Source organism: Pseudomonas sp. S07E 245, assembly GCF_019599025.1.
GTDB classification, from domain to species: Bacteria; Pseudomonadota; Gammaproteobacteria; order Pseudomonadales; family Pseudomonadaceae; genus Aquipseudomonas; species Aquipseudomonas shirazensis.
In genome coordinates this window covers 2,477,511-2,502,410 of the sequence record NZ_CP080625.1, presented here as the reverse complement: position 1 = coordinate 2,502,410, position 24,900 = coordinate 2,477,511, and the positions used below count along the sequence as shown (strand labels likewise).

Here is a 24,900-nt window from a genome sequence, read left to right as displayed (position 1 = left end):
ACTTCCTTCAAGCAGGCTGTGGGGTGAGGCGCTCGAACAGCGCCTCCACGGTATTGAAGCGTTCTTCCGGGCGTTCCATCGGCACCAGGAAGCGGAACTGGGTAGCGCCTTCGAACTTGTAGCGTTTGGGCTGGCCCTGGATCAGCTTGATCAGGGTCAGCGGGTCGACCGGGGTCTCGGCTTCGAATTCGATCTTGCCGCCGTTGGGGCCGCCGTCGACTTTCTTGATGCCGAGTTTTTCTGCCTGCAGCTTGAGCAGGGTGATGCGGATCAGGTTCTTGGTCGGCTCCGGCAACAGGCCGAAACGGTCGATCATCTCGACCTGCAGGTCCTTGAGGCCTTCTTCGTCGGCCGCCGAAGCGATGCGCTTGTACAGGATCAGCCGCGCATGCACATCGGGCAGGTAGTCTTCCGGGATCAATGCCGGCAGGCGCAGGTTGATTTCCGGGCCGCCACCCAGTGGTTGTTCCAGGTTTGGCTGATTGCCCTTGCGGATCGCCTTGACTGCGCGTTCGAGCATTTCCATGTACAGGGTGAAACCGACTGCCTGGATCTGACCGCTCTGGCCATCGCCAAGCAACTCGCCGGCGCCGCGGATTTCCAGGTCGTTGGTGGCCAGCACGAAGCCGGCACCGAGGTCCTGAGTGTTGGCAATCGCCTCCAGGCGTTTTTCGGCGTCGCTGCTGACCTTCTGCCGGGCAGGGGTGAGCAGGTAGGCATAGGCCTGGTGGTGGCTACGGCCAACCCGGCCGCGCAGCTGGTGCAGCTGGGCCAGGCCGAATTTGTCGGCGCGCTCGATGACGATGGTGTTGGCGCTGGGCACGTCGATACCGGTTTCGATGATGGTCGAGGCGATCAGCACGTTGAAGCGCTTGTGGTAAAAGTCGCTCATGACCTGTTCCAGCTCGCGTTCGCGCATCTGCCCGTGGCCGATGCCGATGCGCGCTTCAGGTACCAGTTCGGCGAGGTCGGCGGCGCACTTCTCGATGGTCTTGACGTCGTTGTGCAGGTAATACACCTGGCCGCCACGCAGCAGTTCGCGCAGTAGAGCTTCCTTCACCGTGCTGTTGTTCTGCTCCATGACGAAGGTGCGCACCGACAACCGGCGCGCCGGCGGGGTGGCGATGATCGACAGGTCGCGCATGCCGGCCACGGCCATGTTCAGGGTGCGCGGGATCGGCGTGGCGGTCAGGGTGAGGATGTCGACTTCGCTGCGCAGGGCCTTGAGCTGCTCTTTTTGCCGCACGCCAAAGCGGTGCTCTTCGTCGATCACTACCAGACCGAGGTCTTTGAAGCGCACGTCATCCTGCAGCAGCTTGTGCGTGCCGATCAGGATGTCGATCTTGCCCTCGGCCAGATCGGCAGCAGCAGTGGCGATGTCCTTGGCCGACTTGAAGCGGCTCATCACCTCGACGGTTACCGGCCAGTCGGCAAAGCGGTCGCGGAAGCTGTTGTAGTGCTGCTGGGCGAGCAGGGTGGTCGGTACCAGCACGGCCACCTGGCGGCCGCTGTGCACTGCGATGAATGCGGCGCGCATGGCCACTTCAGTCTTGCCAAAGCCGACGTCGCCGCAGACCAGACGGTCCATCGGCTTGGCAGCGAGCATGTCCTCGCGCACCGCGTCGATGGCGTTCTGCTGATCGGGTGTTTCCTCGAACGGGAAGCCGGCGCTGAAGGTGGCGTAATCGGCTGCAGGATCGGCAAAGGCATAGCCCTTGCGTGCGGCGCGACGGGCATAGATGTCGAGCAGTTCGGCGGCCACGTCGCGGACCTGCTCGGCAGCCTTGCGCTTGGCCTTCTGCCAGGTTTCCGAGCCGAGCCGGTGCAGCGGCGCCAGGGCGTCATCGCTGCCGGTGTAGCGGGCGATCAGGTGCAGGTTGGCGACCGGCACGTACAGCTTGGCGTTCTCGGCGTACTCAAGGGTGAGGAATTCGGCGGCCTGGCCGTCGATTTCCAGTGTGGCCAGGCCCAGATAGCGGCCGACCCCGTGATCGATATGCACCACCGGTGCGCCTTCGCGCAGCTCGGTGAGGTTTTTGATCACCGCATCGTTGGCCGTCTCGCCGCGCTTTTCGCGGCGTCGGCGCTGCATCACGCGCTGGCCGAACAACGGGCTTTCGGCGATCAACGCCAGTGCCGGGTCGTCCAGCAACAGGCCGTAGTCGAGCGGTGCGATGGTGATCGCCAGGCGCTCTTTGCCGGTAATGAAATCGGTCCAGCCGTCAACGGTCTGCGGGCGCAGCTTGAGCCGTTCGAGCAGCTCCAGCAGCACTTCGCGGCGGCCGGCAGATTCTGCAGTGAACAGCACCCGGCCCGGGAACTGCTCAAGAAATGCCGACAATGCTGCCAGGGGTTGATTGGCCTTGGCTTCGATGGCCAGGTTGGGCAGCTCGCGCGCCGGGAAGCTCTGCCGGCCAGCGCCGGGTTCGAGGTCGTCACTGCTGACCACCACGCGCGGCCACTGCTTGAGGCGGGCAAAGCAGTCTTCCACCGGCATGAATAGTTCAGCCGGCGGCAGCAGTGGTCGGGTCAGGTCGCCGCGGCGGTCTTCATAGCGCCCGCGCACGTCGTTCCAGAAATGCTCGGCAGCCTGCTCGACGCCGGGCATCGAGAACACCTGGGTGTCAGCCGGAAGGTAGTCGAACAGTGTCGCGGTTTCTTCGAAGAACAGCGGCAGGTAGTACTCGATGCCGGCCGGGATGATCCCGCTGGCGAGGTCCTGGAAGATCGCGCTGCGGCGAAAATCCACGTCGAAGCGCTCGCGGAAACGTGCCTTGAAGCGGGTAACTTCTTCCTTCTGCATCGGAAATTCGCGTGCCGGCAGCAGGCGTACCGATTCGACCTTGTCGATCGAGCGCTGGGTCTCTGGATCGAAGGTGCGCAAGGTCTCGATTTCGTTGTCGAACAGGTCGATCCGAAACGGCAGCTTGCTGCCCATCGGGAACAGGTCGATCAGCGCGCCGCGCACGGCAAATTCGCCATGCTCGTAGACCGTGTCGACGCAGCGATAGCCGCTGGCTTCGAGGCGGCTGCGCATCTGCTCGACATCGATGGTCTGGCCGACGTCGAGGACCAGGCTGCTGCCGAGCAGAAAGCGCGTTGGCGCCAGGCGGTGCAGGGCGGTGGTGATCGGCACCACAAGAATGCCGTGGTCCAGCTCCGGCAGCCGGTACAGGCTGGCGATACGCTGCGAGATGATGTCCTGATGCGGCGAGAACAGATCGTATGGCAGGGTTTCCCAGTCGGGGAACGGCAGCACCGGCAGGTCCGGGGCAAAGAAGCGCAGCTCCTGCTCGAGACGGTCGGCGGCCTGGCTGTCGGCGGTCAGCAGCAGGGTAAAGCGCCGGGCGCCACTGGCGGCCTCGGCGATGGCCAGGCTGAGGGCGGCACCGGGCAAGTTGCCCCAGGTTTGTTTGCCGGCCTGGGCCGACAATTGCGGTAAGCGCAGAACTGACACGGGAGAATGCACTCCAAGCGTTGCGGCAAAGAGGTCGATTGTACCGACGCCGGTGCCAGCTGTCAGGCTCGCGAGGGCTCAGGCAGCGGTGTGCAGCGTTAACGACAGGCGCTCATTGCTCGATACGCCGTGGGGCGTCATAATGTAGCCCCTTTTTTCTACCCCTACATGTGGAAGGTTCCCGTGACTCAGAAGCCCGACCAGTGTCTTGGTGAGTGGATTGATCGTGAAGCTTTGGCTGAAGCCATGATCCCGCTTATCGGTCAGCTCTACCGCAACAACAATGTGGTGAGCTCGATCTATGGCCGTAGCCTGATCAACCGTTCGGTGATCTCGATCCTCAAGGCGCACCGCTTTGCGCGTCACCGTCAGACCGACGAGACCGAACTGTCTGTCCACGAGACGTTCCCTTTGCTCAAGGCGATGAGCGAGCTGAAACTGGGCGCCGCTTCGGTCGACCTGGGCAAGCTGGCCAACAAGTTCAAGCTTGAAGGCAATGGCCGCAGCGCCGAGCAGTTCGTCCGCGAAGAACTGGCCGACGTGGTTGGTCAGCAAAACGTTTCGGCGCGCAAGGGCACCGACGTCGTGCTGTACGGCTTCGGTCGTATCGGCCGTCTGCTGGCACGCATCCTGATCGAAAAAACCGGTGGTGGCGACGGCCTGCGTCTGCGCGCCATCGTTGTCCGCAAGGGTGCTGAAAACGACCTGGTCAAGCGCGCCAGCCTGCTGCGTCGTGACTCGGTGCATGGCCCCTTCGATGGCACCATCACCATCGACGAAGCCAACAACACCATCACCGCCAACGGCAACCTGATCCAGGTTATCTACGCCAAGAGCCCGAGCGAAGTCGACTACACCCAGTACGGCATCAAAGATGCGCTGATCGTCGACAACACCGGTGTATGGCGTGACGCCGACGGCCTCGGCCAGCACCTGGCATGCCCAGGCGCTGCCCGCGTGATCCTCACCGCACCTGGCAAAGGCGCGCTGAAGAACATCGTGCACGGCATCAACCACGGTGAAATCAGCGCTGATGACAAGATCATCTCCGCGGCTTCCTGCACCACCAACGCCATCGTGCCGGTGCTCAAGGCAGTCAACGACAAGTTCGGCATCATCAACGGCCACGTCGAAACCGTTCACTCGTTCACCAACGACCAGAACCTGATCGACAACTTCCACAAGGGCAGCCGTCGTGGCCGCGCCGCGCCGCTGAACATGGTCATCACCGAAACCGGTGCTGCCACCGCCGCTGCCAAGGCGCTGCCTGTGCTCAAGGGCAAGCTGACCGGCAACGCGATCCGCGTACCGACGCCGAACGTGTCCATGGCCATCCTCAACCTGAACCTCGAAACCGGCACCAGCCGCGAAGAGATCAACGAGTACCTGCGCCAGACCGCGATGCACTCCGAGCTGCACAAGCAGATCGACTACGTCAACTCGCAGGAAGTGGTTTCGACCGACTTCGTTGGCTCGCGCCACGCCGGTGTGGTTGATGCTGAAGCGACCATCTGCAACGAAAACCGTGTTGTCCTGTACGTCTGGTACGACAACGAATTCGGTTACAGCTGCCAGGTAGTGCGCGTGATGGAAGACATGGCCGGGGTCAACCCGCCAGCCTTCCCGCGCTGATCCGCCGATAGCATTGTTTTGCTGATTTTGGGGCTGCTTTGCAGCCCTTCGCGGGTGAACCCGCTCCCACAGATAGGCGCGATCCTGTGGGAGCGGGTTCACCCGCGAAGGGCCGCAAAGCGGCCCCATTGCTTAACTGATGGGCATTCGGCCGCCTCACGCAGGCGTGCTTGCCACGATATGTAGTGAAGGCAAAATTCGCCTACGACGCGACCAAGGGTTAATGTGCGCGGCGTTCCCGCTTGATTAGACTGCACCCGAATTTTTCCATGGCGCCGCGGCGACATGATCGCGCCCCGCGGCCAACCGGCCGGCGGGCCAGTTTTGAAGGAGTACGCATGGCTGTCTACAACTACGACGTAGTGGTGCTGGGTTCCGGCCCGGCCGGAGAAGGTGCGGCAATGAACGCCGCCAAAGCAGGGCGCAAGGTGGCGATGGTCGATAGCCGTCGCCAGGTTGGCGGCAACTGCACCCACCTGGGCACCATCCCGTCCAAGGCACTGCGTCACTCGGTGCGGCAGATCATGCAGTTCAACACCAACCCGATGTTCCGTGCCATCGGCGAGCCGCGCTGGTTCTCGTTCCCGGACGTGCTCAAGAGCGCCGAGAAGGTGATCTCCAAGCAGGTCGCTTCGCGCACTGGCTACTACGCCCGTAACCGCGTCGACGTGTTTGTCGGCACCGGCAGCTTTGCCGACGAGCAAACCGTCGAAGTGGTCTGCGCCAATGGCGTGGTCGAAAAGCTGGTGGCCAAGCACATCATCATCGCCACCGGTTCGCGCCCGTACCGCCCGGCTGATATCGACTTCAACCACCCGCGTGTGTACGACAGCGACACCATCCTCAGCCTCAGCCACACCCCGCGCAAACTGATTGTCTACGGCGCTGGCGTGATCGGTTGCGAGTACGCCTCGATCTTCAGCGGCCTGGGTGTACTGGTCGAGCTGGTCGACAACCGTGGGCAGTTGCTGAGCTTCCTCGATTCGGAAATCTCCCAGGCACTGAGCTACCACTTCAGCAACAACAACATCACCGTGCGTCATAACGAAGACTATGAGCGGGTCGAAGGCCTCGACAACGGCGTGATCCTGCATTTGAAGTCGGGCAAGAAGATCAAGGCCGACGCCTTGCTCTGGTGCAACGGCCGTACCGGCAACACCGACAAGCTGGGCCTGGAAAACATCGGCATCAAGGTCAACAGCCGTGGCCAGATCGAAGTCGACGAAGCCTACCGCAGCACCGTGCCGAACATTTATGGCGCCGGTGACGTGATCGGCTGGCCGAGCCTGGCCAGTGCCGCCCACGACCAGGGCCGCTCGGCAGCGGGCAGCATTGTCGACAATGGCAGCTGGCGCTTCGTCAACGACGTGCCGACCGGGATCTACACCATTCCCGAGATCAGCTCGATCGGCAAGAACGAGCAGGAGCTGACCCAGGCCAAGGTGCCGTACGAAGTCGGCAAGGCATTCTTCAAGAGCATGGCGCGTGCGCAGATCGCCGGTGAGCCGCAAGGCATGCTGAAGATCCTGTTCCATCGCGAGACCTTGCAGATCCTTGGCGTACACTGCTTTGGTTACCAGGCCTCGGAGATCGTGCACATCGGCCAGGCGATCATGGATCAGCCGGGTGAGCGCAATACCCTGAAGTACTTCGTCAACACCACCTTCAACTACCCGACCATGGCCGAAGCCTATCGCGTAGCGGCCTACGACGGTCTCAACCGGCTTTTTTGAGCGGCTCCGACCGGTGGCCTGAGCCGGTCGGGGAGCTCGGTTTCAATCCTACCCAAGGGTGGTCTTGGCCAAACCGGGAAAGTCTGTAATCAGGCTGTCAGCGCCAAAGTCGGCGAGTCGGCGCATCAGTGCCGGCTCGTTGACCGTCCATACCGACACGTGCAAACCCTGGCGCTGTGCCTTGATCAGGCGCTCGGGAGTGCATAGCGTCCAGTTCAGGGCGAGCATCTGGCAGTTGTAGTTCTGCGCGACCTTCAGTGGGTCGAGCCAGGCATATTCCGCCACCAGTCCACGCGATACATCCGGCACCAGCTCAACCGCAGCGCTGAGCACTTCACGCGAGCTTGAGGTGATGGTGACCTTGTCGAGCAGGCCATATTGCTGCGCCAGCTCACGGATGGCCAGCACGGTGCTGGCGGCGCGGGTGCGCGACGCGCTTTTGACCTCAAGCTGCCAGTGCTCGAATGCGCATTTCTCGAACAGCTCTTCAAGCCGTGGAATAGGGCAGGGCTGTACATGGCCGGGGCCGCCGGCACGGGCGTCATAGGTGGTCAGGTCAGCGGCGCTGTGCTCGACCACCTTGCCGCGGCGGCCAGTGGTGCGCTTGAGTGTCGGGTCGTGGATCACCATCAGCTGGTTGTCGGCCGACAGGTGCAGGTCCAGTTCACAGCGATTGACGCCGTGCTCCAGGCACTGACGGAAGCTGGTCAGGGTGTTTTCAGGTGCTTCGCCCTTGGCGCCGCGATGGCCGTAGATCAGGGTCACGTTCGTTCCTTCAAATCAATAAGAGCGGAGCTCAGGAGGCGGGGTCGTTCTGTTCCAGTGCCTGCCGACGTTGCTGTTGCTGGCGCTGCAGGATATACCGCGCCAACAACTGGCGCTGGGCGTCGGTCATGTCGGTGAATTCGGTGCCGACTTCGTAGTCGCCGCCGGGGCGAGCGTCGCAGTGGGTAACCCGGCCGCGCAGCAGCAAACCGTGGGCGCGGGGCATCAACACCATCTTGACCTTGACCCGGGTGCCGGCGGCGATCGCGCTGGTCTGGCTGAACTCGATGCCGCCCTCGGAGAGGATCACCCGATGCGGTGCGCCGATCTCGCCGAGCAGGCTGTGCGCGACCACTGCGCTGAGCAGGTCGAGGCGTTTGTTCTGGGCCCGTAAAAACGCCGCCAGGGTGCGGTCCTTGTCGCTCAACTGGCGCAGCAGATGTTGCGATTCAAAGTCCGACAGATGCAGTTCGCTGAGCAGGTTGAACAGCGGCGAATCATCCTGCAACAGTTCTGGCTCCAGGGCCTCAGCCGCGCTCAGCGGGGTGATTTCCAGTGCGATCCTGTCTTCGATGCGGTAGTATTCGCGGCGATCTTCATCGTCTATTGTCGTCATGGCGAACCCAAGGTTACGGCGGTGGTCCGAGTGTAAAGCCGCCGTAGGCGCCTCGCCACAAGGACGTTCCCTTTCATCCGAACAAGCCCCGACATGTTCAGACCTCTTTTCGTATTTATTGGTACTCGCTACACCCGTGCCAAACGCCGCAACCATTTCGTCTCGTTCATTTCCCTGACCTCGATGATCGGCCTCGCCCTGGGCGTGGTGGTGATGATCGTGGTGCTCTCGGTGATGAATGGCTTCGACCACGAGATGCGTACCCGCGTGCTTGGCATGATCCCTCACGCCACGCTTGAGAGCGGCCAGCCGATCAATGATTGGCCTGCCCTTGCTCAACAAGTAAAGCAGAATCCACAAGTCGTGGCGGTCGCGCCCTTCACCCAGATGCAGGGCCTGCTGACCTTCGATGGCAAGGTCAGCAAGGTGCTGCTCAACGGTATTGATCCTGCGCGTGAGCGAGAGGTGTCGATCATCGACAACTTCATCCGCGAAGGCAGCATCGACAAGCTGGCGCCGGGCGAGTGGGGCATCATGATCGGCGACAAGGCCGCGGCCAAACTGGGTGTCAAGGTCGGTGACAAACTGACCTTCGTGGCGCCAGAGGTCAGCGTCACGCCGGCGGGCATGTTCCCGCGCATGAAGCGCTTCACCGTGGTCGGCACCTTTCATGTCGGTGCGGGCGAGATCGACGGCTTCCTGGGCTTGACCAACATCGCCGACCTGTCGCGCCTGCACCGCTGGAAAGCGGATCAGGTGCAGGGCCTGCGGCTGAAATTCGACGACCTGTTCGAAGCCCCGCGCGTGGCCTGGAGCATCGCCCAGCAGTTGGGCGAGCAGGAGTTCTACTCGCGTGACTGGACCCGCACCCACGGCAACCTGTATCAGGCTATCCGCATGGAGAAGGCGATGATTGGTCTGCTCCTGCTGCTGATCGTGGCGGTGGCGGCGTTCAACATCATTTCTACCCTGGTGATGGTGGTCAATGACAAGCGCGGCGACATCGCCATTCTGCGCACCCTGGGCGCTACGCCTGGGCAGATCATGGCCATCTTCATGGTCCAGGGTACGGTGATCGGCGTGGTCGGCACCTTGATTGGTGCGGTGGTTGGCATTCTCGCAGCGCTCAATGTCAGCGCAGCGATTGCCGGCATCGAGAAGCTGATCGGGCACAAGTTCCTCAACGCCGATGTGTACTTCATCGACTACCTGCCTTCGCAGATCATCGCCCAGGACGTGTGGATGGTCTGCGGCGCGGCATTGATCCTGAGTTTCCTCGCCACCCTGTATCCGGCCTGGCGTGCGGCGCGCACCCAGCCTGCAGAGGCGCTACGTTATGAGTGAGTCGCGCATGAGTGATAAAGCCGTTCTGAGTTGCCGCAACCTGGGCAAGTCCTACGACGAGGGCCCGGAGTCGGTGCAGGTGCTGGCCAATCTGCAGCTTGAACTGCTGCCGGGTGAGCGGGTGGCGATTGTCGGCAGCTCCGGTTCCGGCAAGAGTACCTTGCTCAACTTGCTGGGCGGCCTCGACACGCCGAGCCAGGGCAGCGTGTGGCTGGCTGGCGAAGAGTTGTCGGCACTGGGCGAGCGCGCCCGTGGCCTGCTGCGCAACCGTGCGCTGGGCTTCGTGTATCAGTTTCACCACCTGCTGGCCGAGTTCACGGCGCTGGAAAACGTGTGCATGCCGCTGCTGATCGGGCGCACGCCGATCCCGGAAGCGCGCGAGCGTGCCGAGGCCTTGCTCAAGCGGGTCGGCCTCGGCCATCGCCTGAGCCACAAACCGGCCGAGCTGTCCGGTGGTGAGCGCCAGCGTGTGGCGATCGCCCGCGCTCTGGTCAATCGGCCGGGGCTGGTGATGCTCGATGAGCCGACCGGCAACCTCGACCATCACACTGCGCAGGGCATTCAGGAACTGATGCAAGAGCTTTCCAGCTCATCGCGCACTGCGTTCCTGGTGGTGACCCACGACCTGAGCCTGGCGCGGCAGATGGATCGCGTGCTCAAGCTGGAAGATGGCCACCTGGTGGCGATCTGAGTCGACTGCCCGGGGTGGAATGATCCACCCCGCAACTTTTGTTCATTGGGTGTTCTCGTACATGTTCAGACCCTTGCCCTTGTTCATCGGTGCTCGCTACACCCGTGCCAAGCGCCGCAATCACTTCATCTCGTTCATCTCGATGACTTCGATGATCGGCTTGTCCCTGGGCGTGCTGGCCATGATCGTGGTGCTGTCGGTGATGAACGGCTTCCAGCGCGAAATGAGCTCACGCATTCTTGGCCTGGTGCCGCATGCGAGCATCCTTGGCGCGCAGCCGCTGAGCGACTGGCGCAGTGTGGCTGACGCAGCGCTGAAGAACCCGGCAGTGGTCGCTGCGGCGCCGGTCACCGAAATGGAAGGCATGCTCTCGTACAAAGGCGCGATGCAGCCGATTCAGGTCAGCGGGATCGAGCCGGCCGAAGAGGGCAAGGTGTCGATCGTCGGCCAGCATATCGTCCAGGGCGCGTTGCAGGATCTGGTCCCGGGTGAATACGGGGTGGTGATCGGCGAGCTGACGGCGCGGCGCTTCCGGCTCAACACCGGTGACAAGCTGACTTTGATCGTGCCGGAAATCAGCAAGGCCCCGGGTGGTATCACGCCACGCATGCAGCGCCTGACCGTGGTCGGCATCTTCAAGGTGGGTGCCGAGCTGGATGGCTCGCAGGCTTATATCAACGTGGCCGACGCCGCCGAGATGCAGCGCTGGGCGCCGGGCAGCGTGCAGGGCGTGCGGCTCAAACTTCAGGACCTGTACGCGGCGCCGCAGGTGTCCAAGGCCATCGCCGGGCAGTTGGGCGATGCCTATCACGCCGATGACTGGTCGCACACCCAGGGCAGCCTTTTCAGCGCCATGAAGATGGAAAAGACCATGATCGGCTTGCTGCTGATGATGATCATCGCGGTGGCGGCGTTCAATATCATCGCCACCCTGGTGATGGTGGTGAACGACAAGGGCGCGGATATCGCCATCCTGCGCACCATTGGCGCCACGCCGATGCAGATCATGGGCACGTTCATGGTTCAGGGCAGCTTGATCGGTGTGGTCGGCACGCTGATTGGCGGGGTGCTGGGGGTAATTGCGGCGATCAACGTGAGTCAGATCGTTGGCTGGCTGGAGCGGGTCAGCGGTCAGCACATCTTCACCTCCGATGTGTATTTCATCAGCAGCTTGCCTTCGCAGTTGCAGTGGGGGGATGTGCTGATGATCTGTACGGCGGGCTTGGTGATGAGCTTCCTGGCGACTGTGTATCCGGCTTACCGGGCTTCGCAGATCGAGCCGGCTATGGCACTGCGTTACGAGTAAGGGCGGCGTTGGTATCTTTGGGGTCGCTGTGCGGCCCCTTGCCGAAATCAATCACAAACCGCGTCCATCCTGCTTCGCACTCCACCTGAATCCCGCCACCATGGGCGAGGACGATCGAACGGGTAATTGCCAGGCCCAGCCCGGCGTGCTCAGCGCCTCCTTCGGCCCGTGCCGAATCCCCGCGGTAGAATCGATCAAACAAGCGCTGCGCAGCCGCTGCTTCAATCGCCGCACCGGTATTGGCGACCGTAACTTGCCCTCCAGCTTGTAAACCCACCTTCACCACGCCACCTACTCCAGCAAACCGCAGCGCATTTTCCAGCAAGTTGGAAAACGCCCGCCGCAACATCTGCCGATCGCCCTCGATCACCAGCTCACCCTCGCGGAGCAGGGTCACTCCAGCGTCCTCAGCCAGTGGCGCGTAATACTCCAGCAGTGCATCCACTTCCGAGGCAAGGTCCAGCACCTGCTGTTCTGGCACCAGCAGGCCGTGCTCAGCCTTGGCCAGGTAGAGCATGTCGTTGACCAGCTGCGCCATCCATTGCAGCTCCTCAAGGTTGCCATGCAAGGCCTCGCGATATTCGTCCAGGCTGCGTGGGCGGGTTAGCGTTACCTGAGTGTGGGTCAGCAGGTTCGACAACGGCGTGCGCAGTTCATGGGCGATGTCCGCGGAGAACGCCGACAGCCGTTGAAACGCATCGTCCAGCCGCTGCAGCATGGCATTCATGCTTTCTGCCAGCTGAGCCAACTCCTCGGGCATCTGCGCCACTGGCAGACGTGTGGTCAGCGAACGAGCGTTGACGCTCGCCGCCACCGCGCCGATCTGGCGCAACGGGCGCAAGCCGCGGCGTACCGCCCAGGCGCCGAGCAATGCCGTGGCCAGTGCCGACAGACCCACCGTTAGCCAGATCAAGCGCTGCATGCTCTGCAAGAAGTGCTGGTGATGGGTGATGTCGAGCAGCACGGTCAGTTGCGGTGACTGTGGGTCATGCTCGATCAATGGCGCCGACAAGCCGCGATAGTCGACGCCGCCGGCCTGCAGTGTCTTCAGTTGTGCAGACTGGTTGGCATCGGGCAAACCTGGCCGGCTTTCGAACCAGGCTTCGCCCGTGCCGCTGCTGATGCGCAGTGCGACATCGGTCTGGAGGTTGAATTGGCTTCGTAGCTCGGGGAGCCTGTCGACTACCTGCTGCCGTGTCTGGAGACCGGTAAGTTGCTCGCGTAACTGCGTCAGGCGAGTGTCGAGCAGCTGCTCATCCAACTCGATGAAATGCTGCTCGCTGGCTTGGGTGAAGAGCACGCCGGCGCCAAGCGAAACCGCCGCGGTACAGGCAGCGAACAGCAGAGCGAGGCGGCTGCCGAGGGATATCCGGCGCATCAGTCCTGGCGCTCTTCGAGTACATAACCCATGCCACGCACCGTGTGTATCAGCTTGCTGGCGTGACCGTCGTCGATCTTCAGCCGCAGCCTGCGGATGGCCACTTCGATGACGTTGGTGTCGCTGTCGAAGTTCATGTCCCACACCTGCGAGGCAATCAACGACTTGGGCAGCACCTCGCCCTGACGGCGCAATAGCAATTCCAGCAGGGCGAACTCCTTGGCGGTGAGGTCGACGCGCTGGCCGGCACGCTCGGCGCGGCGGCGGATCAAGTCCAGGCGCAGGTCCGCCAAGGCCAGGGTGGTGTCCTGCACCCCGGCGCCGCCTCGGCGCAGCAAGCTGCGCACGCGGGCCAGCAGCTCGGAGAAGGCGAACGGCTTGACCAGATAGTCGTCTGCGCCCAGTTCCAGGCCATGCACGCGGTCCTCCACGGCGTCGCGGGCGGTGAGGAACAATACTGGGGTGGCGAGCCCTGCCTGGCGTACCGCCTGCAGAATCTGCCAACCGCTGCGGCCTGGCAGCATCACATCAAGAATCAGCAGGGCATGATCGCCGGTCAGCGCCAGGTGCAGGCCGGTTTCGCCGTCGGCGCTGAGCTCGCAGGCAAAGCCGGCCTCGGTGAGGCCTTGTTGCAGGTATTGGCCAGTCTTGACCTGGTCTTCGACGATCAGCAGTTTCATCAGGTTTTTGCGTCGGTCAGGGAGTAGTGGAAATGATACGTGACGAACCCGCTCTCAAGCCAAACTGACAAAGTTGTAATCTTGCGGTCAGCTAGTTGCCAGCTGCGCCAGCCCAGAGTGGCACGCCATTGCCGTCATTATCGGAGTAGATATGAAACACCTGTTCATCGCCGCTGCCTTCGCGCTGTTCAGCACGTCGGGCTGGGCTGACGCCGAGCACACCAGCTTCGCTTTCGGTGAGCCAGCGCCAGCGGCCAAGGCCACTCGCACGGTTGAGGTGGTGCTCAAGGACATCGCCTTTGAGCCCAGCAGTTTGCAGGTCAAGGCCGGCGAGACCGTGCGTTTCGTGCTGATCAACCAGGGCCAGTTGCCCCACGAGTTCAACCTGGGCGACAAGGCCATGCACGCAGAGCATCAGAAACAGATGGTGGCGATGCAGGGCAAACTGTTCACCGGGGGCATGGATCACAGCCAGATGGGCCATGGTGAACACGGCCACGACAGCGGCAACACCGTGCTACTGCAGCCTGGCCAGCGCGGTGAGCTGACCTGGACCTTCCGTAGCGCTGCGCCGATCGAGTTTGCCTGCAACGTGCCGGGGCATTATCAGGCCGGGATGGTCGGGCCGCTGACCATCGAGTGAGTTCGGACCCAAGGCGGGCTGCAAAACCGGTAAACTGGGCGCATCCGTTTTTTCCAGGTCCTGACCATGCATCCCGCTGCCGAAGACTCTCCGCTGGGTAAATCCAGTGAATACATTGCAACCTACACCCCGTCGCTGCTGTTCCCGATTCCGCGCCTGGCCAAGTGGGCCGAGCTCGGTGTCAGTGGCGACGCCCTGCCGTGGCAGGGCGTTGACTACTGGAACTGCTTCGAGCTGTCCTGGCTGTTGCCGTCCGGCAAGCCGGTGGTGGCCATCGGTGAGTTCGCCATCCCGGCACAGTCACCGAATATCATCGAATCGAAGTCGTTCAAGCTGTACCTCAACTCGCTTAACCAGACGGCCTTTGCCAGCAGCGCTGAGCTGCAGGCTTGCCTGGAGAAAGACTTGTCTGCCGCTGCGGGCGCGCCGGTGACGGTGCGCGTGCGCAGCCTGGCAGAAGTGCAGAGTGAAGGTGTAGTCGCATTGCCTGGGGTGTGCATTGACGACCTCGATGTCGCGATCAGCAACTACGAGCAACCGCAGCCGCAACTGTTGCAGTGCGATTCAACCCAAGTAGTGGAAGAGACGGTGCACAGCCACCTGCTCAAGTCCAATTGCCCGGTGACGGGTCAGCCTGACTGGGGCACGGTGGTAGTCAAGTACAAGGGCCTGGCGCTGGATCACGCCAGCTTGCTGACGTATCTGGTGAGCTTCCGCCAGCACGCTGACTTCCATGAGCAGTGCGTCGAGCGGATCTATCTGGACCTCAAGCGCTTGCTGCAGCCTGAGCACCTGACGGTGTACGCGCGGTATGTGCGTCGCGGTGGGCTGGATATCAACCCGTACCGCAGCACCGGGCCGATCAGCCCGCAAAACCTGCGTCTGGTTCGGCAGTAATAGTGGGCCGACGGGGCATATGAGTGCCGCGTCGGCCCCGCCTGATTCAGATGCCCATGCTGTGCAAGCTGTTGGCGATGTTGCGCAGCGTGGCGGTGAGGTCGGGGTGGGCCACCTCGAAGCGCTCGACGGCGAGGTTGACGCCGTCGACCAGGTTGGTGTCCTGGGTGGCTTCTTCCAGTTTGATCTGCGCCTCGATCTGTTGCATCAGGCTGTGCAGGTTGTCGCGCTCTTCCAGCGTGAGCGGCGGGTTGCGATCCAGTTGATCGCGCAGGCTATCGAGCTGCTCTTGCAATTCGCGGGCAGGCATCAGGTGTTCTCCCTCTATGACTTGGCAAAGCATGGACCTCGGCCATTGGGCAAAGGTTCGCGCATGCCTCAAGCGTAATCCACTCGCCACGGCTTTGCATGATCCGCGTCAAGCCGCCTGTATCAGGGTTTTTCACCTTTGCGGCGGCGTTGGGCGATATCTGCCAGGCACGGTTGTAGCGCTTCCAGATGATCGATCACCGAATGCGCGCCGAGCCTGAACAGCTCAAGGGTGGCCTTGCCGCGATTCGCTTGCTGGTCTTGGGCGGTCATCGCCTGCCAGCGCTTCGACGAGGCCTCGCAGCGGGGACTGCATGCCGCCAGGCCGATAGTCCACAAACCGGCTTTGAGCGCAGATTCAAGCAAGCGCGGATCACCGCTGACCAGCACGCTGCCATCAAGCTTCGCGCTGTTGAGCTGCATCAGCGCCTGCCAGCAGGCATTCGGTGCCGGCCACGGCAGGGAAGGGGTCGAATGCCCCGGCAGCCAACTCGGCAGCACCCTGGTCAATGACTCGCCGGTGCCGGGCTCATCCAGCCAGATGCAAGGCACCTGCTGGCTGTGCAGGTCAGCCAGCATGGCCAGCGCGCCAGGCGCTGGCACAGACACGTCATTGGCGGTTTCCACCAGGCAGCCACGCAGCCCGAAAAGCACAGCGGTGAAGGCGGGTGCGTCGTGCATGGCAACTTCCCTGAAAATAGTCAGACTAAGTAGCGACTGTTACACGTAGATGACGTAGCAACAGTTACTGACAAAATAATGAGCAATACTCAGCGAAGCTGTTTATCAGCCGTCGACGCTTTATACTGTCGCCAAACTCAGCAGAGCAAACGCGCATCTGCGACCGTGAATCTTGATGGAGAAACATCTATGCATAGGATCGGCGCCAGTGTGATCGAGCGAATCACCCAGGCCTGTGTCTGCGCCAGTCTGTTGCTGGCGCCCGTGGCTGCTACGCAGGCAGCTACCGAAGAAGATCCCTGGGAGGCGGTCAACCGGCCGATCTTCCGGTTCAACGATACGATCGACACCTATGCATTCAAGCCGTTGGCCCAAGGCTACCAGGCGATCACCCCGCAGTTCGTCGAAGACGGCATTCACAACGTCTTTCGCAACATCGGCGATGTCACCAACCTGGCCAACAACATCCTGCAGCTCAAGCCCCACGCTGCTGGCGTCGACACTGCCCGCTTGATCGTCAACACCACCTTCGGTATTGGCGGCCTGTTCGATGTGGGCACCCGCATGGGCCTGCAGCGCAACGACGAAGACTTCGGTCAGACCCTCGGTTACTGGGGCGTCGCAAGTGGCCCCTACGTGGTCATTCCGCTGCTCGGCCCGAGCACCGTGCGTGACGGCCTGGCCAAGTACCCGGACAGCTACACCAAGCCGTACCGCTACATCGATCATGTACCGACCCGTAACACTACGCTGGGGGTAGACCTGGTTGACACCCGTGCCAGCCTGCTCTCGGCTGAAAAGCTGATCAGTGGCGACAAGTACGTGTTCATCCGCAACGCCTACCTGCAGAACCGCGAGTTCAAGGTCAAGGATGGCGAAGTCGAAGACGACTTCTAAGTCTGGGTAGCTGGGGCTGCAAAGCAGCCCCACAGCTGGGCCCGCAACGGGCCTTGCGACCAACCATCGGGTTACCTCAAACACATTTCTTATAACTACCAGCAATTTGCCAAACGCTGTGTAATCAAGCCGACTCGCGCATGCTTGAAACCCCCGGCGGATGGGAGTACCGTCTGCGCCTGACAGGGCACCTCTGCTGTTGCCGGACAAGGGTTCTTGTCCTACAACTCTATAGGTAGAGCAGCCAAACAGTATTCCAGTAGTGATAGGCGCAATTGCGACGATCCTACGCAAACCTAATCCGGCGCCGTTCGCCCACATGCAGAAAACCAGTGCAACGCTGCTGATTATCGATGACGACGACGTGGTCCGTGCGAGCCTCGCCGCGTATCTCGAAGACAGCGGCTTCAGGGTCCTCCAGGCCGGCAATGGCCAGCAGGGGCTTCAGGTCTTCGAACAACACCAGCCTGATCTCGTGATCTGCGATCTGCGCATGCCGCAGATGGGCGGCCTTGAGTTGATCCGTCGGATCAGCGAAGTGGCCCCGCAGTTGCCGGTGATCGTGGTGTCGGGTGCCGGTGTCATGAGCGACGCTGTCGAAGCTCTGCGCCTGGGCGCTGACGATTACCTGATCAAGCCGCTCGAGGACCTGGCAGTGCTGGAGCACTCGGTGCACCGTGCGCTTGACCGTTCGCGCCTGCTGGTCGAAAACCAGCGCTATCGCGACAAACTGGAAACCGCCAATCGCGAGCTCGAGGCCAGCCTGCACCTGCTGCAGGAAGACCAGACCGCAGGGCGCCAGGTGCAGATGAACATGCTGCCCGAGAGCCCGTGGGTAGCCGGCGAGTTCTCCTTCGAGCACCAGATCATCCCGTCGCTGTACCTGTCGGGCGACTTTGCCGACTACTTCCGCGTGGATGAGCGGCGTATCGCGTTCTACCTGGCCGACGTATCCGGCCATGGTGCTTCGTCGGCGTTCGTGACCGTACTATTGAAATTCATGACCACCCGCCTGATGTTCGAATTCAAGCGTGGCGGCAAGATGCGCGATTTCAAGCCTTCGGAAGTGCTCAGTCACATCAACCGTGGCCTGATCAACTGCAAGCTGGGCAAGCATGTGACCATGGTCGGTGGCGTCATCGACGAAGACACCGGCCTTTTGACCTACGCCGTCGGCGGCCACCTGCCAATGCCGGTGCTGTATACCCCGGAGCACACGCGCTACCTCGAAGGCCGCGGCTTGCCGGTGGGGTTGTTCGAAGAAGCCACCTATCAGGATCTGGTGATCGAGTTGCCCGCGCAGTTCAGCCTCAGCCTGATGTCGGACGGTATTCTGGACCTTTTGCCCGGTAACACGCTCAAAGATAAAGAAGCTGCCTTGCCGGAGATCGTCAAAGCAGCAGGGGGTAGCCTGGATGGGCTGCGCCAACGTTTCGGATTGGCTACGCTTGGGGAGATGCCGGATGATATCGCCCTATTGGTGTTAAGCAGGAACCTTCAATGAGTACCGGTAGAATCCAGTTCGCCGAGCAAAGCGGTACCTTTGTACTGAAGTTTGTCGGTGAAGTACGCCTGACCTTGTGTTCGGCTTTGGATGCGACGATCGAGAAAATCTTCACTGCGCTGAATTTCTCGGCCATCGTCATCGATCTGACCGAAACCGAAAGCATCGACAGCACCACCCTGGGGCTGTTGGCCAAATTGTCCATTCTGTCCCGGCAGAAGGTGGGTCTGTTGCCGACCGTGGTCACCACCAATCCGGATATCTCGCGCTTGCTGCAGTCGATGGGTTTCGATCAGGTGTTCAACATTGTGGGTCGGCCGATCCCCTGCCCAGAGTGCCTGACCGACCTGCCGTCGCAAGACCAGAGCGAAGAGGTTGTACGCTCCAAGGTGCTTGAAGCACACCGCATCCTCATGGGCCTGAACGACTCCAATCGTGAAGCCTTCCATGACCTGGTCAGCGCGCTCGAGCGCTCCTGAGCCTCGACTGCGGTGAACTGATCACCGCAGCCGCTCACTGATCGCGCAAGAACTCATTAGCCTCTGAGCCATCCGCATTGAGCTGGAACACCCGCTCTGGCTGGCCATCAGCGGTGAAAAACACCTGCCCCAGCCCCGCGCTGTTCCACAGCCGCTCGCCGGCCTTGCTGCGGCTCGGCAGGCGTGGTGCGACTTCCATCAGGCGCCGCTTGGTAAACCAGTTCAGGGGCGAGCGCGGCGAATACAGCCAGCGGTTGAGCCGATCAAGCACATCCAGCAAACGCTGCGGAAACTGGTTCTTGATGCCGCTGCTGGTGACCTGCCACAGGTGCGGGTTGTGCTGGCGATGGCGGATCATCACTTCATAGACAAACGAATAATGCACGTCGCCTGATAGCACCACGTAATGCCCCGGGGTGCGCGAGTGGCGGAAGATATTCAGGATGACCTGCGCCGCGCCGCGGTGCGCCATCCAGTTTTCAGCGTCGACCAGCAGCGGATAACCCAGCCAGCTGAACACCCGCTGCACCGCCTCGATCAGCTTGACGCCGAAGATCGGCGCCGGTGACACGATGATCGCCGAAGGGTGGTCAAGCAATGCCTGCTGCAGCTCGCACAGCGCTTCCCAGTCGAGCAGGCCAGAAGGCTTGCTCAGGCTGTTCTCGCTACGCCAGCGCCGGGTGCGGGTGTCCAGCACCAGTAGCGGCGGAGTGGTCGGCAGGCTGAACTGCCAGCCCTGAAAGCGCAGCAGTTCGCCAATCAGTGCATCCTGCGCTTGCTTGGCCAGATGTTGCTCGGCCAGGCTGCAGTACTGCTCCAGCAGTGGCGCGCAACTGTCCGGGTCGTTACCCCAGCCCTGGCAGAGCAGGTAGCCGAGCAGGGCATTGCCGATGATCCGCCGCGAGAACGGATGGCCATAAGCGGTCTCCTCCCACTGCGCCGACAGGTTCCAGTCATCGGTGATGTCGTGGTCATCGAAGATCATCAAGCAGGGCAGGTGCGCCATGACCCGAGCGACCCCGCCGAGCCCTGCGGTAAAGCCCTCGATCAGCGGCAGCTCTTCCTGATAGCGCGCCTGGCGCTTGTCGGTCAGCCCCGCCGGCATGTCCATCTGCACCAGGCTCCAAGGCGTTGGTGACCACACCAGCAGATACATCGCCATCACCTCGGCGAAGGTCACCAGATGGTTGTCAGCGTTGCTGGAGGAGAAGATCGGCTTGCGCTTGCCGCCAAAGAAGCGCTCACGCAGGGTCTCGTTACCTTCCTGTGCGGGCAGCAGATCGGCGCGGTGATAATAACAGGCAGGGTGGCCGTAGAGCTCGGCGCTGTCAGCGACCAGCGCACCTTCCAGGCTTTCCTCGAACAACCGCAAACGCTCGATCAAACTGTGAATCGCACGCAGCATCGGCCCGGCGACATCGTCGGCGTAAACCTGGTCGCCGGTCATCATCAGTACCGCAGGCCGCTGCTGCGGATTTGGCTTCGCTTGCAGCAAACGGTCGGCGCAGAGAAGGCCATCGGCCGCCGGGTGATGAGGCTTGCGGCAGGAGCCATGCAGCAGTTGGTCGATGCGCTCACGCAGCACCAGGCTCGGTCGGCTGGCGCCGGGGTAGAGCAGGTGCGGCGCCCAGCTGGCAATGCCTTCGCCCGAATCGAGCAGCAAGTCGTATTCGAGGGCCACGTCAAACGGCAGCGCGGTGTCGAAATGGATATCCAGCAGGTGGATAAAAGCCGACCTGCCGATGGGTACGGTCTGGCAATTAATCTGAGCAGTGACACCGGGGTGTTCAAGGACGAAGTCCAGCTGCAGCGGTTGCGATCCAACCAGCCAGATCGCCAGGCGCTGAGGCTCCAGGCGGCGCAGTACCGGGCCAGCGAGGACAAGGGGTAACGATTCGGGGGAAGGCGTCATCGACAACTCAACAGCTCGGTCAAGCCGGGGATTATCTCACAGGCAAAAAAACGGCGGAAAATGCTCGGCATTTCCCGCCTGTTGCTTACGCGCAGATTTGTATCAAGCCTTGTCGGCCATCAGCGCTTCCAGCTTCTCCTGATCGCGGGCGAACTGGCGAATACCCTCGGCCAGCTTCTCGGTGGCCATGGCGTCTTCGTTCATCGCCCAGCGGAACTGGCTTTCGTTCAGTTGCTGCTTGGCTTCACCGGCATTGCCAGGCTTGAGGATGCGCGGCAGCTCGCCGTGGTCTTCGCTCAACTGCTGCAGCAGCTCAGGGCTGATGGTCAGCCGGTCGCAGCCGGCCAGATGCTCGATCTGGCCGATATTGCGGAAGCTCGCGCCCATCACCACGGTGTTGTAGCCGTTGGTTTTGTAGTAGTCGTAGATGCGGGTTACCGACTGCACGCCCGGATCATCAGCGCCGACATATTCTTTGCCGGTGCTCTTCTTGTACCAGTCGTAGATACGCCCAACGAACGGCGAAATCAGGAATACCCCAGCGTCGGCACAGGCCTGCGCCTGGGCGAAGGAGAACAGCAGGGTCAGGTTGGTCTGGATGCCTTCCTTCTCCAGCTTCTCGGCAGCACGGATACCTTCCCAGGTCGACGCCAGCTTGATCAGCACCCGATCACGGCCAACACCGGCAGCGTCATACAGCGCAATCAGTTGGCGCGCCTTGGCCAGCAGCGCATCTTCGTCAAACGACAAGCGCGCATCGACCTCGGTCGAAATCCGCCCCGGGATGACTTTAAGGATCCCGCTACCTACCGCCACCGAGAACTTGTCACAGGCAAGGCCAACATCGCCTTTGGCATCCGCTTTCACCTGCTTGAGCAAGTCAGCATAGCCAGCAATACCGGCAGCCTTGAGCAATAGCGAAGGGTTGGTGGTGGCATCCTCCGGCTGCAGCCGGGTAATGGCATCCAGATCGCCAGTGTCGGCGACCACGGTGGTGAACTGCTTGAGTTGTTCCAGCTTGGAAGTCATGGCGTGCTCTGTCCTGTGCAATGGCTCGACATTACCCGAGCCCGGAGCAGCGCTCAAGGGGCGTCAGGGCAGGCCGAGCATGCCCCTCGTGAAATAGCGCGAAACCTTGATCAGGCAGGGCCAAATACGAGGGGCGGCGGGTTAGCTCAGGGGCCGACGGCGAACCGCAGCCCCAGCGCTGAAGAAAGTGTGCACGTTCGAGTCGTAGCCGTGCTCAGGGTTCCATCCATTCCCGCCCGGCGGCTCAACGGCCCTGCAGCAGCTCGGCCGCCTGATCCAGCACCGCCAGCGGTTGGTCGGTCTTGTGGATGTCTGCCGATAACAACTGCCGGAACCGCCGCGCCCCCGGGAAGCCCTGGCCGAGGCCGAGGATATGCCGAGTGATGTGATGCATCGCACCGCCGCTTTCGATGTGCGCGACGATGTAAGGCCGCAGGCGCGCCATCGCCTCGCTGCGGGTGACTACCGGCGCGGTGCTGGCAAATAACTGTTGGTCGACCTCGGCCAGCAAGTACGGGTTGTGATAGGCCTCGCGGCCGAGCATCACACCATCGAAGGTCTGCAGATGAGAGCGGCATTCATCAAGCGTCTTGATGCCGCCGTTGAGGATGATTTCCAGGTCGGGGAAGTCGGTCTTCAGCTGCGCGGCAACGTCATAGCGCAGCGGCGGGATATCGCGGTTTTCCTTGGGCGAAAGGCCCTCGAGAATCGCGATCCGCGCGTGTACGGTAAAGCTCTGGCAGCCGGCGTCACGCACCTGACCAACGAAATCGCACAGCTCGGCGTAGCTGTCGCGGCCGTTGATGCCGATCCGATGCTTGACCGTGATCGGCGTGGATACCGCATCGCGCATTGCCTTGACGCAATCGGCTACCAGCGCCGGATGGGCCATCAGGCAGGCGCCGATCATGTTGTTCTGCACCCGGTCGCTTGGGCAGCCGACGTTGAGGTTGACCTCGTCATAGCCTGCTGCCTGCGCGAGTTTTGCGCACGCGGCCAGGTCGGCCGGGTTGCTGCCGCCGAGTTGCAAGGCGAGCGGGTGCTCGGAGACGTCATGGCGCAGGAAACGGTCAGCGTCGTTGTGCAGCAGGGCGCCGGTGGTGACCATTTCGGTGTAGAGCAGGGTGTGCTGGGAGAGCAGGCGCAGGAAGTACCGGCAGTGGCGGTCGGTCCAATCCATCATCGGTGCAACGCTGAACCGGCGGGACGGCTCAGGGCGCGTGGTTTGTGGGTTTGAGGCTGATTTATCAGTGTTTGCGTTCAACGTGTTTCGTACCGATTTTCGGGAGGTTAAAGGCGTTTTTACCAAGCGCTTCGTACAATGTACCAACTGACCAACGACGTGTACCAATTCCCTATGGCAACGATCAGACCGCGCAAGAAAGCCGATGGCACCACCAGCTACACCGTTCAGATTCGCATCAACCGCGACTAAGGTCACAGTCTACCAAGAGAGCCAGACCTTCGTCCGCAAACAGGCAGCGGTGGCCTTGGTGAAGCGACGAGAGACGGAGCTGGCAGTACCTGGTGCAATCGAACGGGCCAACCGTCGCGGGCATGCCATCAAGGACATGATCGATCGCTATCTGGTGGAAGCTGAGAAAGCTCGGCCGCTGGGTAAGACGAAGCGGCAGACCCTGCTGGCCATCAAGAACAGTTACCTCGGCGAGGTGGTCGACTCCGACATCTCTCAGCAGGTGCTGTTCGACTACGCACTGTGGCGTATGAGCATTGAAGGCGGTGGCATCAAGCCGCAGACAGCCGGCAATGATCTGGCCCATCTTGGCTCGGTATTGTCGCTAGCCAGGGCGGCGTGGGAATACGAGATCAACCCTCAAGCCATGCCTGACGCGCGCCTGGTGCTGAAGCGGCTCGGCTACAACATGAAAAGTCGGGAGCGGGATCGACGGCCAACCCTTGATGAGTTGGATAAGGTTCTAGAGCATTTCTTCGAGATGCTTGCACGTCGCCCCACTGTGATTCACATGCCGAAGGTCGTGGCGTTTGCCATCTTCTCTACACGCCGTATGGACGAGGTCGCCCGCGTCAGGTGGGAGGATCTGGATGAGCACCGCCAGGCGGTCAAGGTTCGGGATATGAAGAACCCTGGACAGAAGATCGGCAACGATGTGTGGTGCCATCTACCGGATGAGGCGTGGGCGATCGTTCAGAGCATGCCGCGTCAATGCGCTGAAATCTTTCCGTACAACACCGATTCAATCGGCACGGCCTGGTCCAGGGCATGCAAGATGGTTGGCGTGGAGGACCTGCATTTTCACGATCTGCGCCATGAAGGTGTGAGCCGGTTGTTCGAAACGGATTGGGATATCCCGCGCGTATCAAGTGTTTCCGGCCATCGTGATTGGAACTCGCTGCGGCGTTACACTCATCTGAGGGGGCGTGGCGATCGATATATGGAATGGAGTTGGTTAGAGCGGATTATCCAGGCCTCAGTCACCCTAGGCGCCCGGGTTGAATAGTTTGTTGGGGTACCCGGAACGGCCGTGATTAGCCCTGCGCGTAACAGCGCTTTGGGTGGATCCGTCTGAAAGGAGTGGCGGCTTTCGACCCAAAGCCGGCGGCACATAGAGGCTCAGTGGGTGAGGAATTGCTCCGCAGCTCTGGCAATGAGGATTGTCTGCCAAGCTGCCGTATGCTTATCGCGGGGAAAGCCCGCTCACACTGATGGAAATCCGTTTACGTCCGATTGCTGATGGGCTGCTTTGGGTCGAAAACGGCCAGGGGTGAACGGCTGCAATCGCGCCGTAGCAGCGCTTCGCGAGGGCAGCAAACGGCCAAAATAGTTAGCAGTAGACCGAAGCATGGCAAATTGCTATCTTCGGTGTGAGTTTTAAACCAACTAGGCTAAAAACGAGTGCCGAGTTCGCCTAGGAAGCTCTGTTACAGCTTTGTCTCGAGGCTTCTTGGTTGTAGGGCGCAGTTCATC

Annotated in this window: 20 protein-coding genes and 1 pseudogene; 11 read left to right on the top strand and 10 right to left on the bottom strand. The window is 61.6% G+C overall.

Translation table 11 applies throughout. From position 1 onward, the window contains the following. Positions 1 to 7 precede the first annotated feature (7 nt). Positions 8 to 3,457, bottom strand: a complete 3,450-nt coding sequence (gene mfd / locus K3F44_RS11620) for a transcription-repair coupling factor (RefSeq protein ID WP_220634068.1) — start codon at positions 3,455 to 3,457, stop codon at positions 8 to 10. A gap of 168 nt (positions 3,458 to 3,625) precedes the next feature. Here mfd and K3F44_RS11615 point away from each other — a divergent pair, with 168 nt between their 5' ends. Next, positions 3,626 to 5,089 carry a glyceraldehyde-3-phosphate dehydrogenase gene (locus tag K3F44_RS11615; RefSeq protein WP_101321182.1) on the top strand — a complete coding sequence of 488 codons (1,464 nt, stop codon included), beginning with the start codon at positions 3,626 to 3,628 and terminating at the stop codon, positions 5,087 to 5,089. A 338-nt stretch (positions 5,090 to 5,427) separates the two neighbouring features. Continuing rightward, positions 5,428 to 6,822, top strand: coding sequence for a Si-specific NAD(P)(+) transhydrogenase (gene sthA / locus K3F44_RS11610; RefSeq protein ID WP_101321180.1), 1,395 nt, complete (start codon positions 5,428 to 5,430; stop codon positions 6,820 to 6,822). Positions 6,823 to 6,870: 48 nt separating this feature from the next. Here sthA and K3F44_RS11605 read toward each other — a convergent pair whose 3' ends face one another. Both K3F44_RS11605 and K3F44_RS11600 read right to left on the bottom strand, forming a co-directional pair. Then, positions 6,871 to 7,587 carry a glycerophosphodiester phosphodiesterase gene (locus K3F44_RS11605; protein ID WP_101321178.1) on the bottom strand — a complete coding sequence of 239 codons (717 nt, stop codon included), beginning with the start codon at positions 7,585 to 7,587 and terminating at the stop codon, positions 6,871 to 6,873. Between the two features lie 31 nt (positions 7,588 to 7,618). Then, positions 7,619 to 8,203, bottom strand: a complete 585-nt coding sequence (locus tag K3F44_RS11600; RefSeq protein ID WP_101321176.1) for a PilZ domain-containing protein — start codon at positions 8,201 to 8,203, stop codon at positions 7,619 to 7,621. 93 nt (positions 8,204 to 8,296) lie between these two features. Between K3F44_RS11600 and K3F44_RS11595 the strand changes: the two genes are divergently transcribed. The 3 genes from K3F44_RS11595 to K3F44_RS11585 all read left to right on the top strand — a co-directional run bounded on the left by K3F44_RS11595 (position 8,297) and on the right by K3F44_RS11585 (position 11,544). After that, positions 8,297 to 9,547: a lipoprotein-releasing ABC transporter permease subunit gene (locus tag K3F44_RS11595; RefSeq protein WP_101321174.1), complete on the top strand. Its 1,251-nt coding sequence runs from the start codon at positions 8,297 to 8,299 to the stop codon at positions 9,545 to 9,547. Between the two features lie 7 nt (positions 9,548 to 9,554). Next, positions 9,555 to 10,238, top strand: coding sequence for a lipoprotein-releasing ABC transporter ATP-binding protein LolD (gene lolD, locus K3F44_RS11590; protein ID WP_178080783.1), 684 nt, complete (start codon positions 9,555 to 9,557; stop codon positions 10,236 to 10,238). A gap of 61 nt (positions 10,239 to 10,299) precedes the next feature. Then, complete coding sequence (locus K3F44_RS11585) at positions 10,300 to 11,544, top strand: lipoprotein-releasing ABC transporter permease subunit (RefSeq protein WP_101323074.1); 1,245 nt, start codon at positions 10,300 to 10,302, stop codon at positions 11,542 to 11,544. Here the strand turns inward: K3F44_RS11585 and K3F44_RS11580 are convergent. Then, entirely contained in the window at positions 11,522 to 12,925 is a 1,404-nt protein-coding gene (locus K3F44_RS11580) for a heavy metal sensor histidine kinase (RefSeq protein ID WP_220634180.1), read from the bottom strand. The two genes, K3F44_RS11585 and K3F44_RS11580, sit on opposite strands and share 23 nt — an antisense overlap. Continuing rightward, positions 12,922 to 13,602 carry a heavy metal response regulator transcription factor gene (locus K3F44_RS11575; RefSeq protein WP_181107921.1) on the bottom strand — a complete coding sequence of 227 codons (681 nt, stop codon included), beginning with the start codon at positions 13,600 to 13,602 and terminating at the stop codon, positions 12,922 to 12,924. Before K3F44_RS11575 ends, K3F44_RS11580 begins: the two co-directional genes overlap by 4 nt. A 151-nt stretch (positions 13,603 to 13,753) precedes the next feature. Between K3F44_RS11575 and K3F44_RS11570 the strand changes: the two genes are divergently transcribed. Both K3F44_RS11570 and queF read left to right on the top strand, forming a co-directional pair. Further along, complete coding sequence (locus K3F44_RS11570; protein ID WP_181107922.1) at positions 13,754 to 14,245, top strand: plastocyanin/azurin family copper-binding protein; 492 nt, start codon at positions 13,754 to 13,756, stop codon at positions 14,243 to 14,245. A 66-nt stretch (positions 14,246 to 14,311) separates the two neighbouring features. Then, positions 14,312 to 15,142 (top strand): NADPH-dependent 7-cyano-7-deazaguanine reductase QueF, encoded by an 831-nt coding sequence (gene queF / locus K3F44_RS11565; RefSeq protein WP_220634067.1) that lies wholly within the window; start codon positions 14,312 to 14,314, stop codon positions 15,140 to 15,142. Positions 15,143 to 15,188: 46 nt separating this feature from the next. Here queF and K3F44_RS11560 read toward each other — a convergent pair whose 3' ends face one another. Then, a complete protein-coding gene (locus K3F44_RS11560) occupies positions 15,189 to 15,452 on the bottom strand; it encodes a DUF4404 family protein (RefSeq protein ID WP_101321164.1) in 264 nt (87 codons plus the stop codon). A gap of 122 nt (positions 15,453 to 15,574) precedes the next feature. After that, positions 15,575 to 16,132, bottom strand: coding sequence for a phosphonoacetaldehyde phosphonohydrolase-related protein (locus K3F44_RS11555; RefSeq protein WP_220634066.1), 558 nt, complete (start codon positions 16,130 to 16,132; stop codon positions 15,575 to 15,577). A gap of 189 nt (positions 16,133 to 16,321) precedes the next feature. Between K3F44_RS11555 and K3F44_RS11550 the strand changes: the two genes are divergently transcribed. From K3F44_RS11550 to rssC, 3 genes are all read left to right on the top strand, one after another. Continuing rightward, positions 16,322 to 17,029 carry a VacJ family lipoprotein gene (locus K3F44_RS11550; RefSeq protein WP_101321158.1) on the top strand — a complete coding sequence of 236 codons (708 nt, stop codon included), beginning with the start codon at positions 16,322 to 16,324 and terminating at the stop codon, positions 17,027 to 17,029. Positions 17,030 to 17,348: 319 nt separating this feature from the next. Next, positions 17,349 to 18,533, top strand: coding sequence for a two-component system response regulator RssB (gene rssB, locus K3F44_RS11545; protein ID WP_220634065.1), 1,185 nt, complete (start codon positions 17,349 to 17,351; stop codon positions 18,531 to 18,533). Then, positions 18,530 to 19,012, top strand: coding sequence for an anti-sigma factor antagonist RssC (gene rssC / locus K3F44_RS11540; RefSeq protein ID WP_101321154.1), 483 nt, complete (start codon positions 18,530 to 18,532; stop codon positions 19,010 to 19,012). The genes rssB and rssC overlap by 4 nt, the downstream gene beginning before the upstream one ends. A 34-nt stretch (positions 19,013 to 19,046) precedes the next feature. On the opposite strand, the gene K3F44_RS11535 is transcribed toward rssC, so the two are convergent. The 3 genes from K3F44_RS11535 to dusA form a co-directional block, all read right to left on the bottom strand. Then, on the bottom strand, positions 19,047 to 20,924 hold the full coding sequence (locus tag K3F44_RS11535; protein WP_220634064.1) for an alkaline phosphatase D family protein: 1,878 nt from the start codon (positions 20,922 to 20,924) through the stop codon (positions 19,047 to 19,049). A 102-nt stretch (positions 20,925 to 21,026) separates the two neighbouring features. Next, positions 21,027 to 21,953: a transaldolase gene (gene tal, locus K3F44_RS11530; protein ID WP_101321150.1), complete on the bottom strand. Its 927-nt coding sequence runs from the start codon at positions 21,951 to 21,953 to the stop codon at positions 21,027 to 21,029. A gap of 244 nt (positions 21,954 to 22,197) precedes the next feature. Further along, the gene (gene dusA / locus K3F44_RS11525; protein WP_220634063.1) at positions 22,198 to 23,217 is read right to left on the bottom strand and encodes a tRNA dihydrouridine(20/20a) synthase DusA; all 1,020 of its coding nucleotides are present in this window, start codon (positions 23,215 to 23,217) and stop codon (positions 22,198 to 22,200) included. Between the two features lie 57 nt (positions 23,218 to 23,274). Here dusA and K3F44_RS11520 point away from each other — a divergent pair. After that, positions 23,275 to 24,433: pseudogene (locus K3F44_RS11520) on the top strand (site-specific integrase). The last annotated feature ends 467 nt before the right edge of the window (positions 24,434 to 24,900 follow it).